The sequence below is a fragment of the Nitriliruptor sp. genome (genome assembly GCF_040882075.1).
Taxonomy (GTDB): Bacteria; Actinomycetota; Nitriliruptoria; order Nitriliruptorales; family Nitriliruptoraceae; genus Nitriliruptor.
The window spans coordinates 4,452-17,939 of record NZ_JBBEBZ010000141.1 but is presented as its reverse complement, the minus strand read 5'-3'; the positions used below and the strand labels follow the sequence as shown (position 1 = coordinate 17,939).

The following is a 13,488-nucleotide window of genomic DNA, read 5'->3' as shown; positions in this document are numbered from 1 at the left end:
GGAAGCGCTCCCGGCGGCCTTCGTGTTCGGGTGCGTGCACCGAGGTGACGTCGACGAGGTCTCACCGGTGCACGCTCCGGGTCGGGACGGTGAGTGCGTGCAGCGGGGTGACGTCCTGGCCGTCGTTCGGGTGCACGATCGCCGGGCGTGGCCACGTGGGTTCTTCCGCGGAAGAAGCGTCGGTCCCGTTCTGGCGGTGATCGTGAAGCGAGATGGGGGTGTCACCCGGGGTTGTCGCTTCACAACCACGCAAGGAGCCGTGCTGAGGCGGAGACGGGACCGGCCGCGCGGCCCGCGTCCGGCTCAGCTGGAGGCTCTACGCTCCGCGGCCGTGATCGCCATCCAACACGGGTCGGTCGGACCCGACGTCGAGGACGTCCAGCGTCGCCTGTCGGCGGTGGGCTTCAGCTGCGACCCCGACGACGCCGGACGTTTCGACGATGGCACCGTCGCGGCGGTCCGAGCCTTCCAGCAGCAGCGTGGCCTGCAGGCCGACGGGATCGTCGGTCCGGACACGTGGCGGTCGCTCGTGGCCGCTGGCTACCGCCTCGGTAACCGGATGCTCTACGTCACCCGACCGGCGCTCATCGGCGACGACGTCCGTGACCTGCAGCGGCGCCTCAACCGGCTCGGGTTCGACGCCGGGTACGACGACGGCATCTTCGGGACCCAGACCTTCGACGCGGTCCGCGAGTTCCAGCTCAACGTCGGCATCGAGGTGGACGGCATCGCCGGTCCGGGGTCGGTCGACCTGCTCCAGCGGCTGCACCGGACCCACCAATCGGCGCCGGTGTACGCCGTCCGGGAGCGAGAACAGCTCCGTCGCCCGGCCCGGCGGTCCTCGATCGCGGGCGCCAGGATCATGATCGACGCCGGCCACAGCCCCGAGCTACCCGGCCTCACCGCACCGGACGGGACGCCGGAGCACGAGGTGACCTGGGCGCTCGCGTCGATGCTCGAAGGGCGGCTGTCCGCGCTCGGCGCCCACGTCGTGCTGGCTCGCGGTCCGGCGACCTCGCCGACGCCGTCGGACCGGGCTCAGCTCGCCAACGCCGAGGACGTCGAGGCGATCGTGTCGCTGCACGCCAACGGTGTCGACTCGCGGTCCGCGCGAGGCGCCGCCGCGTACTACTTCGGGACCGAGGGGTACGTGTCCGAGCACGGCCGGCTGTTCGCGCAGCTCGCCGTCGACAGCATCTGCGCGGCGACGGACACCCCGAACTGCCGCACGCACCCCTCGACCACCTCGCTGCTCCGCGAGTCTCGAGCCGCAGCGGTGCTCGTCGAACCCGGCTTCCTCACCCACCCGGAGGAGGGCCGGAGGCTCCTCGAGCCGAGCTACCAGATGCTCATCGCTTCGGCGCTCGTCGACGCCCTGCAGCGCTTCCTCGTCGGCGAGGGCCTGACCGCAGCGTGACGCGCTCGGCCAACGCGCTTCGCACCACCTCGTCGGTCAGGCCGACCTGCACACCGGCGTCCTCCGGGGTCGCCGGGGTGCCGACGACCGGACCGTCACCTGGTCCACCCCCGCCATCGAGGTCACCCGAACCCGGCTCGTCGGCGGGGGCCATCGGCCGACCTGCGACCCGGGTGTCGGGGACCACGAGGTGGCGCGCCGCGAGGAACACCACCAGCGTGCCGAGGCCGACGCTGCCGGCACCAGCCCACAGCGCCAACGACGGCGACCCTGCCTCGACGAGCTGACCGGCAAGAGCGGCACCGCCAGCGACGCCGACGACCACCGACGACTGCGTCCAGGACTGCGCCTCGGTCTGGGTACCGGGCAGCGACAGGTCGTCGATGAGCTGGAAGGCCACGATGGTGGTCGGTCCGAGGAAGAGCCCGCCGAGGAAGAGCCCAACCGCGAAGGTGCCGAGCGCCGGCAGGGCGAGCGGCACGAGTGCGAGCGACAGCCCGAGGACCACGATCACCACGCGCAGCCGGTCCCGGAGCGTCCCGGGCCACATCCGGCCGCCGTAGATCAGCCCGCCGACGAGGCTGCCGCCGGCGATCGCGGCCACGAGCGAGCCCGCCGCCTCCGGACGGCCGGCGAACTCGGCGACCGCCGGCAACACCACGTCGATGGCACCGAAGACGACCGCCACGAACCCGAGCGCGATGACCATCACCCGCACGCCGGGAGCCCGTAGTGCCCCACCGCGTCCGGTCGCGGCCACGTCGCGCCGGGCCGTCCCACGGGACGCCCGGGTCCCGGCGAACGCCAGGGCACCGACCAGCGCGAAGACACCCGCCATCACGACCGCGTAACGCCCACCGAAGCGCGCAGCGACCGCCGTGGCCGCCATCGGCCCGCCGATGAACCCGAGCTCCACGGCGATCGACGACACCGCGAAGGCGGTCTCGCGCAGCGGCCCGGTCGGGAACAGCCGGGACAGCACGACCCGGGCGCACGCGGTCGTCGGGGGGTAGACCGTCCCGGTCAGCACGGCCGTCAGCACGAGCGCCCAGACCGGTGCCCGCATCCCGAGCAGCAGGGCCATCACCCCGGTGCCGAGCGCGTACCCGACCGCGTCGGGGACGAGCACGACGCCCTGCCCGAACCGGTCGACCAGCTTGCCCTGGAACGGTGACCCGAGCCCCACGCCGATCTGGTGCGCGCCGGTGACGAGCCCGGCGATCGCGTACGAGTACCCGGCGTCGCGGCTGGCGAGCACGAGCGCCAGCGCGATCATCCCCGGCGTCAGACGCGAGAACGTCGAGGTGATGACCGGCCAGCGGGCATCAGGTGAGGCGAGCAGATCGAGGTAGCTGCGCACGAGCGGGTCCGTCGCGGGCGACCGGCACCGGGGGCCGGGGCGACGCCGGCGACCGGTGGGACGTGCGGGGTCCAGCCACCAGCGACCGAGCGGTCCGAGCAGCTGTCTCGACGTCGAGAGACAGGGGCAGCCTACCGCTCGTCGGGCGTGGTGCCGTCCGGGAGCGGCACGCTGCGGTGCGGATCGGTCCGGTTCGGTTCGGGCACGCCGTTCGGGATCCGGCCACCTTCGCGTACCGGCTGCGGCAGGCGGCGAGGCAGGGCGCCGAGCATCTCCTCGAGGGCGTGCTCGAGCGACTCGGCCCAGCGGACGGTGCGCTTGGTGTCCAGCCGCAGCAGCGGTGTCCGCGGGTGTTCGCGGTGGACCTCGAAACCCTCGTGGAGCAGCCACGTGGCCGGCAGGACGCAGCCGCGTTCGAGCCAGCGACGGTCGCCGTAGGCCTCGACCGCCGGTGCACCCGCCCGGATGGCGTCCTTGAGCGCAGCCTGGACGAGCAGCCGCCCGATCCCGCGTTCACGCCAGTGCGGGGCGATGGAGATCGTGGCGAGCAGCAGCGCGTCGCTGGAGGCCTGCGGGCAGGGTGGACGCCGCCGCGCGAAGGCCGTGGCGGGGCCGAACAGCGCGTACCCGGCCACCTCGCCGTCGATCCGCACCAGCCGACCCGGCGGGTGGCCGTCCTGGACCAGTGCCGACACCCACGCCTGCTTGCGGACCTGCGGCTGGGTCGGCGCCGGCTCGCTCCCGGCGACACCGACCGCGACCGACGAGATGACCCGCGGCGAGGGGGTGGCGGCACCGAGCTCCCACACCAGACAGGACGCGCACGGACCGGGCAACTCGTCGACCGAGTCCCCGGTCAGCGGTTCCAGCCGGCGCGACACGGTCAGCGCTCCGGGAGGGTGTGCTCACCCTTGTGGTCGCGCGGGCTGACCGCGGCCACGAGCGCGCCGGCGGCGACCCCGAGCGCGATGCCGACGACGGCTCGCCGCCACCCGCCGGCCGCGACGCGACGTGCGGGGTCGGAGACCGGCTCGATCACGTGCTCGACCTGCTCCACGTGGCCCTCCGCGTGTCCGAGCGCCGTTCCCGTACGCTCGTGCTCGATGCTACCGGTGGGGACCCTCGTGCCGAGGGACAGCCGCCGGTCTGACGACCAACAGGACCAGGCAGCCCGTGCGGCTCGACACCGATCCCTACCTCGAGCGCTACGCCGCTCGGGTCCGTGGGATGTCCGCGTCGGCGATCCGCGCGCTGTTCGCGGTCGCCTCGCGGCCCGAGATCGTGTCCTTCGCCGGCGGCAACCCGGCCATCGAGGCGCTCGACTTCGGCGCCGTCGAGGAGGTGGTCAGCCGCGTCATCCGTGACAGCGGCCGCACCGCCCTGCAGTACGGCATCGGACAGGGGCGGCCCGAGCTGCGCGAGCACCTCGTGGCCGTCATGGCGCAGGAGGGCCTCACGGCTCACGCCGACGAGCTGGTGGTCACCGTCGGGGGTCAGCAGGCGCTCGAGCTGGTCGCCAGCTGCTTCGTCGACCCGGGTGACGTGGTGATCGCCGAGGGGCCGACGTACGTCGGCGGTATCGGCGCGCTGACCTCCTGCCAGGCCGACGTCCGCCACGTGCCGCTCGACGAGCACGGCATGCAGGTGGATCTGCTCGAGGAACTGCTGGCACAGCTCCAGCGGGAGGGCAGGCGGGCCAAGTACGTCTACGTCATCCCCAACCACCAGAACCCGGGTGGGGTGTCGCTGTCGATCGAGCGGCGCCAGCGGCTGGCCGAGCTCGCCGACAGCCATGACCTGATGATCCTCGAGGACAACCCCTACGGGCTGCTCGACTTCGCCGGCAAGACCTTCCCCTCGATCCGCGAGCTGGTGCCCGAGCGGACCATCTACGTCGGCACCGTCTCCAAGACCTTCGCCCCCGGCGTGCGGACCGGCTGGATCGCCGCACCCGCCCCGGTGCGCGACAAGCTCGTGCTGCTGCGCGAGGCTGCGGACCTGTGCCCTTCGTCGCTGACCCAGATGGTCGTCGAGGAGTGGTTCGCGAGCCAGCCGTGGCGCGAACAGATCGACGCGTTCCGCGACCTCTACCGGGTCAAGGCCGACGCGATGCTCGGTGCGCTCGAGACCGAGATGCCCGAGGGCGTCAGCTGGACCCGACCGAGCGGCGCGTTCTACGTGTGGATGACCGTCCCGGCCGGCATCGACACCGACGACCTCGCGGCCAAGGCCATCGCCAACCGGGTCGCGTTCGTCCCCGGACGCGGGTTCTACGCCGACGGCACCGGCGGCGACCAGCTCCGGCTGTGCTACAGCCAGCCCTCCCCCGATCGGATCCGCGAGGGCGTGTCGCGACTCGGTGAACTGCTCCACGACGAGCTCGAGCTCGTGCACGCCGTCTACGGTGCCGACGGTGCCCCGCCGCTGCGTCGGCGGCCCACCGATCCCCCCGCTCCACGAGGTCAGGAACCCAGGTGACGAGCTCGGTCGCCGTCCTCTCGGGCGGCCTGTCCTTCGAACGCGAGGTGAGCCTGCGTTCCGGCGGTCGCGTCGCCGACGCGCTCAGCGATCGCGGGCACCGGGTCACCCGGCTCGACGTCGACGAGCACCTCGTCCCGAACCTCGAGCAGGGCGGCTTCGACGTCGTCTTCCTCGCCCTGCACGGGTCCGCCGGCGAGGACGGCACCATCCAGTCGCTGCTCGAGCTGACGGGTCTGCCCTACACCGGCCCGGACGTCCTCGCCTCGTCGCTGGCCTGGAACAAGCCGATCGCGCAGGGCCTGTACGCCCGCGCCGGGTTGACCGTCCCCGACCGGGTGACCCTCTCCCAGCAGGCGTTCCGCGAGATGGGCGCCGTCGCCGTGGTCGACCGCGTGGCCGCTGCGCTCGGCACCCCGCTGGTCGTCAAGCCAGCGACCGGCGGATCCTCGCTCGGCCTCTCCATCGTCGAGGACGCCGCGCGGTTGCCGCAGGCCATCGTGGGCGCCTTCTCGTATGCGGATGCGGTGCTGATCGAATCGTTCGTCGCCGGCACCGAGGTGGCGGTGACCGTCCTCGACGGTCGCGCGCTGCCGGCGGTCGAGATCCACCCGAAGGAGGGACGCTACGACTTCGCGGCGCGCTACACCGCCGGGGCGACCGAGTTCCACGCTCCCGCCCGGCTGGATGGCGCCGTTGCGGCCCGCTGCGCCGAGGTAGCGGTCGCCGCCGAGCACGCGATCGGCGGGCGCAACATCTGCCGGGCGGATCTGATCGTGGACGCGAGCGGGGAGCCGCACGTGCTCGAGCTCGACACCTCGCCGGGGTTGACCGAGACCTCGCTCGTGCCGCTCGCGGCGCAAGCTGATGGACTCGGGTTCGCCGACCTGTGTGAGACGCTGGTCGAGCTCGCCCTGGGCAACGCCGGTGGGGGACGCGCGTGAGCGATCCCGGCCCCTCGCCCGAGACCAGGGAGGTCCCGCTCACCGACCTGGACGCACCGCCGGACCCCTTCGACGAGCTGGAGGACGCGGTCGCGGCGGGCGGCACGCCCGATCCGGACGGGACCGCCCCCCGCGTCGTGGTGTTCGACGTCGGCGAGGTGCTGATCGACGAGACCCGAGTGTGGTCGTGCTGGGCCGAGCTGCTCGGGGTCACGCCGCTGACCTTCGCCGCGGTCCTCGGTGCCGCCATCGTGCAGGGTCAGGACCACGAGGTGGTCTTCCCGGCGATCGCGCCCAACGTCGACTGGCACGACTTCGAGGACGAGCACGAGCGCCGCTACGGCGGCTTCCGCGAGGAGGACCTGCACGCCGACGTGCGCCCGTGCCTCGACGAACTGCGCGCGCTCGGCTTCCGCGTGGTGATCGCGGGCAACCAGCCGGTGCGCCGCAGCGCCCAGCTGACCGCGCTCGACCTGCCGTGCGACGATCTGGTGACCTCCGAGGAACTCGGGGCCGAGAAGCCCGATACCGACTTCTTCGTCCGGCTGCTGCGGCGCTGCGACCTCACCGACCCGGCCGAGGTGCTCTACATCGGCGACCGGGTCGACAACGACATCGTCCCGGCCCACGACGCGGGGCTTCGGACCTGCTGGCTGACGCGCGGCCCCTGGGGGCACCTGCAGGACCTCCCCGACGACGTCGAACCCGACATCGTGCTCGAGGGTCTCGGTGAGCTGCCGCTGCTGCTGTCGAGCTGGCGGGACGACTGAGACCGGAAGGCCCGGACGCAGCCGCGTCCGGGTGGTGAACCACACGTGTGTGGTTCCACGTGGAACGGAGCGACGGTGGCGGACGCGGGCAAGCGCGCGGCGGGGGTGGCAGCGGCCGACCTGGTCGAGGCCGGCATGGTGCTCGGTCTCGGCACGGGGTCGACGGTCACCCACTTCCTCGACGCGCTCGCAGCACGGGGGCTCGAGGGCGTGCGGGGGGTGCCGACCTCCCAAGCCACGGCGGAACGGTGCCGTGAGCTCGGTATCGAACTGGTCGACCCGCAGGACGCGGTCCGGCTCGATCTGGCGGTCGACGGCGCCGACGAGTTGACCCGGGACCTGACCCTGACCAAGGGGGGCGGCGGGGCGCTGCTGCGCGAGAAGGTCATCGCGTCCCTCGCGGACCGGTTCGTGGTCATCGCGACCCCCGACAAGGTCGTCGAGCGGCTCGGGGACAGCTTCCCGATCCCGGTGGAGGTCGTCCCGTTCGCGCTCGGGCCGGTCCGCCGGAGCATCGAGGATCTCGGCTTCGAGACGAGCGTCCGAGGCGACGGGGACTACCGCACCGACAACGGCAACGCCATCCTCGACTGCCGCGCGGTCGGTGGGCTGTCGGACCCGGCGGTGAGCGAGGTCACGATCGCCCTGCTGCCAGGGGTCGCCGAAACCGGCCTGTTCGTCGAGCTGGCCACCGAGGCGTTGCTCGGTCGCGAGGACGGTCAGGTCGAGCGCCTCGGACCACCTACCGGCTGATCCGGCGAGCCCCGCGCCTGGCCCGGACGGTTGGTGCGCACGTCGTGGCTCGCGGTGGGATCGCGTCGCAGGATCAGCGAGGAGGCGGCAGGTCGGTGAGGGCAGCACCGTCGTCGGGGCAGACGAGGGCCGTGGACGGCAGCACCCGGTGGCAGGTCGGGCAGAACCGGGCCTCGCGGTCCTCGACCAGCGCGGCGGTGTCCTCCTCGACCGCCTCGGTGTCGACGGATCGGCTGCGGATGTTCGGCCCCGGGACGACGACGGGGTCAGCGAACTCCTCGTGGTGTGGCACCACCGCTCCTTCGTCGTCGGATCGAGCGGGCCGACACCGCTCGCGGGTGTCAGTCGGGCCGGGTGAGAGCCTCGAGTTCGTCCTCGTCGAGGTCATCGAGGTCATCGTCGAGGTCATCGAGGTCATCGTCATCGGCCGACACCGGTGCCGAGGCGGTCGTCCCGACGTCCTCCTGGGGCTCTCGATCCGTCCACGACACCGGTTCCGGCAGGTCCGGGGCCGTGGCTGGCTCGCTCGACCCGGCGGTCGCCGCGGCTGGCTCCTCGAGGCCTCGCGCGATGACACCGACGATCCGTTCGAGGTCGTCGACGGACTGGAACTCGACCTGGAGCTTGCCTCGGCGCGAGCCCATCGAGATGCGGACCCGGGCACGCAACGCGTCGGAGAGGTCGTCCTGCAGCTCGACGAGCCCCGGTGCCGTCAGCCGGCCGGCCTTGCCGCTGTCGCGGACCCGGGCGGGATCGGCGGGCTCGAGGAGGGTGAGGCGGACCAGTTCCTCGAGGGCACGGACCGACATGCCCTCGGCGACCACGCGGGTCGCGAACTTGTCCATGGTGTCTGGGTCGTCGCTGAGGGCCAGGAGCGCCTTGGCGTGACCCGCCGACAGCACCCCAGCGGCGACCCGGCGCTGCACACCCTGTGGCAGGTGGAGCAGGCGGAGCGCGTTCGAGATGGACGGGCGAGACTTGCCGAGGGCCTGGGCGAGCTCGTCCTGGGTGAAGTCGAAGTCCTCGAGCAGCTGTTGGTAGGCCGCGGCTTCCTCGAGGGCATTGAGCTGCACGCGGTGGATGTTCTCCACCAGCGCTTCCTTGAGGAGCGCGGAATCCTCGGTGTGGCGGATCACGGCCGGGATGCGTTCGAGCCCCGCGCGCTTGGAGGCGCGCAGACGCCGCTCGCCCGCGACCAGCTCGTAGGTGTCCTCGCCCGTCGGGCGCACGACGATGGGCTGCAGCAGCCCGAGATCGCGGATCGAGGCGGCGAGCCCCTCGAGCTCCTCGTCGTCGAACACCTCCCGCGGCTGCTGCGGGTTCGGCTCGATCGCATCGACCGGGATCTCAGCGAGGCTGGCACGGTTCGCGCCGACCGCCCCCCCCTCACCCGGCGGGATCAGCGCTGCCAGGCCACGGCCGAGACCACCACGTCGGTTCACTGCTGTCCCTCCGGTGCGTGCGGTGCGGAGGGGGGCCCGGCGGCTGCCGGCCCCTCACGGTCGTCGTCGGTCCCCTCGCGCGGCGCGTCCGACCACGACGGTGCCTGAGCTGCCGATCCGCCCGGCGGGGGCGGCCGGTCAGCCTGGGCCGGCGGCGGGGGTGGTGGTGGTGGGGGCGGGGGTGAGCCCGGCGGCGAGGGAGCAGCAGCGGCGGGTTGCTCGCTGGTGGGCGGTGAGGAAGCAACGCCCGGGGCGGGTGGAGCATCGGTGTCGGTGCCGCGCGAAGCTGGGACCTCGGTGGCAGCGAGGGCCGGACCGCCGAGCAGCCGGTCGAGGGCTGACAGACCCTCGTGGGGCTCGTCGGGAGCGTCAGATGGCAGCCCGAGCCGCTCGATGACCTCCGCAGCGAGCCGCTGGTAGGACCGGGCGCCGCGGCTGGACGGGTCGAACACCGTGATCGGCTGTCCGAAGCTCGGAGCCTCCGACAGACGGACGGTACGGGGGATGACGGTGCGGTAGGCCTTGTCGCCGAAGTACGCGCGCACCTCATCGACGACCTGCTGCGACAGGTTGGTGCGCCCGTCGAACATCGTCAGGACGACGCCCCCGAGCTCGAGCTCGCGGTTCAGGTTGTCCCCGACGAGCTGCACGGTCCGCATCAGCTGTCCGAGGCCCTCGAGGGCGTAGTACTCGCACTGGATCGGGACCAGGACCTGGTGGGACGCCACCAGCGCGTTGATCGTGAGCAGGCCGAGCGAGGGCGGACAGTCCACGAGCACGATGTCGTAGCGGTCGCCGACGGCCTCCAGGGCCCGACGCAGCCGGAGTTCACGGGAGAACGCGGGGACGAGCTCCACCTCGGCGCCAGCGAGATCGAGCGAGCTCGGCAGGACGTCGAGACCGTCGACCTGCGTGGTCTGCACCGCGTCGAGCACGGCCACGTCCTCGACGAGGACGCTGTACGTGGAGGGATCACCCTCCTCCGCCCGCAGCCCGAGTCCCGTCGTGGCGTTCCCCTGGGGGTCGAGATCCACGACGAGCGTCCGGACACCCCGCTGCGCGAGAGCCGCAGCCAGCGAGACGGTCGTCGTCGTCTTGCCGACCCCGCCCTTCTGGTTGGCGATCCCGACGATCACCGCACCCTTATCCGCACGTACGTTCGGTTCACGAGGTGCAGGGAGCTCGAGGTTGGCGAGCCCGGGGACGGGGTTGCGCTCCGGGTCCCCGGTGTCGGCAGGGGCGTTCGCGGGGACCTCGTCGCTCCCGCCAATCCCACCCAGGTCCCCCACATCCGAGGACCCGGGTGGCGATGCACCCGGCGTCGGCGGCGACTCCGGTCCGGTCGCATCCACGAGCTGGAAGCTCGTCCACGCGGCACGGTCGCCGACGCCCCGCGACAGCCGGGACCGTCCGCCCCACCCGAGCCTGACCATGCACCGCTCCTCAGCTGACCCGGTTGAGCATAACAACGCGCGGCTGGTGGTCCCCGTCGGATGTCGAGCCGCTGGGGACATCCTCGGGTGTCGCGACGACGCTAGCTCCGGCACGCGTGATCGCGGACCTGGCAGCTTCGAGCTCCTGCGCCCACCGTTCCCCCTTGACCGCGTAGAACACCCCACCGCGACGCAGGAACGGGATCGCCCATGCGACCAACCGATCGAGCGGCGCCACGGCCCGAGCGGTGACCACGTTGAACGTACCCGCGAGGTCACCGTGCTGCAGATCCTCAGCCCGCCCCGTGTGGACGGTGACATCCACCCCGAGGTCCGCCGCCGCCTCCGCGAGGAAGGTCGTCTTCTTGGCGGTAGAGTCCAGGAGGTGCACGTCCAGCTCGGGCCGCACGATGGCGAGGACCATCCCCGGGAAGCCACCACCGGATCCGATGTCGAGGACCCGCTGGGCACCCTGAGGCAGCATGCCCGCGAGGGCGACACACTCGGGCACGTGGCGATCCTCGAGTTCCTCCCTCGCACGACGCGAGACGAGGTTGTGCTCGCTCCCGCGCACGAGCGCAGCGAAGCGCTGGAGGCGCTCCTCGGTGGCATCCGGGAGGTTGATCACCCAGAGGACCCTAGCCGCTCCAGCGAGGCGTCGGCGGGCTCATCTGAGGGGATGGCCATCCTGGTGCGGGCCCGGGACCGCCGCGCAGCCTGTGGTGCAGCGATCATCTTGCCGCCAGCGGCTGTGACCCTGGTCCGGTCCCAGGCCCTGTTCCACGTGGAACTTCACGAAGTGCGGCTCGACGTTCCACGTGGAACGCGGCGGGACCAAGACCTTCGAGCGCGAGCAGACGGCTTCCACGTGGAACCCGTTGCCGCAGGAGCAGGAACCAGCCGGTCGCCTGAGCACGGACACGAGGTGGGACACGGTGGAGAAGGCACCGCCACCAGTGATTCCCCACGAATCTGATCGACCACGGTGACCACGTGCACCGCATCGTTGCTTGTCCTGGCAGCGATCGCCGTGCCCATCGCTTCTCCAGGCCCACAGCACCAGGTGCGCGGTGGTCTCCCCAGCACCCCCACGCCTGAGACGGCGCGCAGCGGGACGGCGCGCAGGTGCTCGAATCAGCTGACACCGATCGCTTGGCGGGGGACCTGGTGATCGGCCGCGGTTCGGCTCGACGCACCGCTATCGACCCGTCCGACGCGGCCGCACCCTCCCTCCAGCCGCAGCGTGACGTTCCTCGTGGAACATGCGCGTCCCGCTGCATCGAGCTGGTCAACGGACAGCAAGATGCTGGCATCGGTGGGATCCGGTGGGCTCACCCGGCCGCGATCGCCCCCGCCCTTCCGAGAAGCCGCACGACCGCCGGCCTGCGGAGATCACACCCCAGGAGTTGGATACCCGCGTCAGACCTGGATCCCGGACGACTGAGGGGTCCTTTCTTCCGCGGAAGAAGGCCCCTCAGCTGGAGCGTTCCACGTGGAACAGCCAGCCAGGTCGCGCCGGGCCGAACGCCGGAGTGGCTCCGAGATCCGCGTACCGAGGCTCCGCCGCGCGCCCGCAGACCGGGATCGGCGAACCGGGTCGGCGTCGGCTCCTGGTCCTCGTCGGACCGCCGCGACCGCGGGCGTCGAAGCGTCAGCGAAGACGTCAGGCAGCGCTCACTGAAACTCGAGTTCGGGATGATCGCCGTGACATCGTTGATCAAGCACAGGCAGCGCCTACAGCGGCCTAGGACCCCTTCCCGCGTCGGCTCCAGTGAGTGCGGGCGCACAGGCGCGATCGATAGGCCGCGGTGCCTCTGTGGGCGATCACGCGTCGAGCAGGAGGACGCCGTCACGCGACGCCGGGCAGGCCGCCAGCTGACCGTAGCAAGGTTCCACGTGGAACGTTCGGAGCTCCGTGGCCCGCGGCGACCGACCGCCTCGCCACCGCGATGGATGGGCGCCGCACCTTCCAGGATCGTACGTGCCGGAGCCGCGAGCATCCGGGCCCACGGCGGGATGGGGATCGATGGCACTGAGAAGCGCGAGCGTCCGTCCGGGCCGATCGGCGTCCTCACCGACGCGCGTCCCCAAAGGGTACTCGCGGATCGGAGAGGGCGTGCGGAGCCGACGCTGGTGCCTCGGTTCGCGGAGAGGCTCGCGGTGGTCGGAGTCACCGCACGCGGCTCCGACGACACGAATGGTGCGGACCGCGCGTGGTGCGCCGATGGCCGAGCGCCCGCGCTCCCGGCCAGGCGGCAGTGTGCCGCTCGTGCCCGGAACTCCGGGCTCGAGCGAACCCGACCGCGCGCCGAGCCCACGCCGCGCTCGGTCTCGCGCTCCGCGCACCGGTGACCGCGGTGGTCACGGGTCTCCACACACACGCCGGCACCGGCAGTCGTCCAGCATGCGAGGACACCTCGGCACGCGTCGGTCGACGCGACGAGCCGTCCACTCTCGGTCCCCAGCCGGTACTCGTCGAGTTTCGAGTTGTCTGACGGTCTCCCGGTCCGGCCCGCCGGCCGAGGCGGTCGCGCCGGTGCGTGGGCTCGGGGCCGAGATCAGAAACGGACCGCCCGACTCGCGCCGCTGGAGCGATGCGGTGGACGGATCGATGGGACGAGCGTCGTCCGGTCGACACCCCCGGTGCCCCGCCCCGCTCCTCACCTCGGCCTCAGGCGGCGCGTCACGGGCGCGCGCGGCGCCATCTAGCGTGCAGCAAGCGCGCAGGCGTGCCGGTAGGTCCCGTGTCAACCGTCACCGAGACATTACGGCCGCGAGGACGTCGGTACATCGCATCCTGGCGCGTTCTCGCAGGTCAGAGCGGGTATTCGTATCCGGTTCCACGTGGAACCGGGCGGCAGCCGTTCGCGGCGGAGTGGGGGGGGGGGGGG

Annotated in this window: 12 protein-coding genes; 5 read left to right on the top strand and 7 right to left on the bottom strand. The window is 72.2% G+C overall.

The genetic code is table 11. From position 1 onward, the window contains the following. Positions 1–331 precede the first annotated feature (331 nt). Positions 332–1,417, top strand: coding sequence for an N-acetylmuramoyl-L-alanine amidase (locus WEB03_RS08615; RefSeq protein ID WP_368070540.1), 1,086 nt, complete (start codon positions 332–334; stop codon positions 1,415–1,417). Here WEB03_RS08615 and WEB03_RS08610 read toward each other — a convergent pair. The 3 genes from WEB03_RS08610 to WEB03_RS08600 form a co-directional block, all read right to left on the bottom strand. Further along, positions 1,350–2,777, bottom strand: coding sequence for an MFS transporter (locus WEB03_RS08610; RefSeq protein WP_368070539.1), 1,428 nt, complete (start codon positions 2,775–2,777; stop codon positions 1,350–1,352). The genes WEB03_RS08615 and WEB03_RS08610 overlap by 68 nt on opposite strands. A 131-nt stretch (positions 2,778–2,908) precedes the next feature. Continuing rightward, positions 2,909–3,658 (bottom strand): GNAT family N-acetyltransferase, encoded by a 750-nt coding sequence (locus tag WEB03_RS08605; RefSeq protein ID WP_368070538.1) that lies wholly within the window; start codon positions 3,656–3,658, stop codon positions 2,909–2,911. Positions 3,659–3,660: 2 nt separating this feature from the next. Further along, positions 3,661–3,834: a hypothetical protein gene (locus WEB03_RS08600; RefSeq protein ID WP_368070537.1), complete on the bottom strand. Its 174-nt coding sequence runs from the start codon at positions 3,832–3,834 to the stop codon at positions 3,661–3,663. Positions 3,835–3,950: 116 nt separating this feature from the next. Between WEB03_RS08600 and WEB03_RS08595 the strand changes: the two genes are divergently transcribed. From WEB03_RS08595 to rpiA, 4 genes are all read left to right on the top strand, one after another. Continuing rightward, positions 3,951–5,255 carry a PLP-dependent aminotransferase family protein gene (locus WEB03_RS08595; RefSeq protein ID WP_368070536.1) on the top strand — a complete coding sequence of 435 codons (1,305 nt, stop codon included), beginning with the start codon at positions 3,951–3,953 and terminating at the stop codon, positions 5,253–5,255. After that, a complete protein-coding gene (locus tag WEB03_RS08590; RefSeq protein WP_368070535.1) occupies positions 5,252–6,199 on the top strand; it encodes a D-alanine--D-alanine ligase in 948 nt (315 codons plus the stop codon). Before WEB03_RS08595 ends, WEB03_RS08590 begins: the two co-directional genes overlap by 4 nt. Next, positions 6,196–6,969 (top strand): HAD family hydrolase, encoded by a 774-nt coding sequence (locus tag WEB03_RS08585; RefSeq protein ID WP_368070534.1) that lies wholly within the window; start codon positions 6,196–6,198, stop codon positions 6,967–6,969. Before WEB03_RS08590 ends, WEB03_RS08585 begins: the two co-directional genes overlap by 4 nt. Positions 6,970–7,044: 75 nt before the next feature. After that, a complete protein-coding gene (gene rpiA / locus WEB03_RS08580) occupies positions 7,045–7,722 on the top strand; it encodes a ribose-5-phosphate isomerase RpiA (RefSeq protein ID WP_368070533.1) in 678 nt (225 codons plus the stop codon). Between the two features lie 73 nt (positions 7,723–7,795). Here the strand turns inward: rpiA and WEB03_RS08575 are convergent, their stop codons facing one another. The 4 genes from WEB03_RS08575 to rsmG all read right to left on the bottom strand — a co-directional run bounded on the left by WEB03_RS08575 (position 7,796) and on the right by rsmG (position 11,225). Further along, on the bottom strand, positions 7,796–8,014 hold the full coding sequence (locus tag WEB03_RS08575; protein WP_368070532.1) for a hypothetical protein: 219 nt from the start codon (positions 8,012–8,014) through the stop codon (positions 7,796–7,798). A gap of 49 nt (positions 8,015–8,063) precedes the next feature. Then, on the bottom strand, positions 8,064–9,164 hold the full coding sequence (locus tag WEB03_RS08570) for a ParB/RepB/Spo0J family partition protein (RefSeq protein WP_368070531.1): 1,101 nt from the start codon (positions 9,162–9,164) through the stop codon (positions 8,064–8,066). Beyond that, positions 9,161–10,300, bottom strand: a complete 1,140-nt coding sequence (locus WEB03_RS08565) for a ParA family protein (protein ID WP_368070530.1) — start codon at positions 10,298–10,300, stop codon at positions 9,161–9,163. Before WEB03_RS08565 ends, WEB03_RS08570 begins: the two co-directional genes overlap by 4 nt. Positions 10,301–10,607: 307 nt before the next feature. Then, on the bottom strand, positions 10,608–11,225 hold the full coding sequence (rsmG, locus tag WEB03_RS08560) for a 16S rRNA (guanine(527)-N(7))-methyltransferase RsmG (protein WP_368070529.1): 618 nt from the start codon (positions 11,223–11,225) through the stop codon (positions 10,608–10,610). Between the last annotated feature and the right edge of the window lie 2,263 nt (positions 11,226–13,488).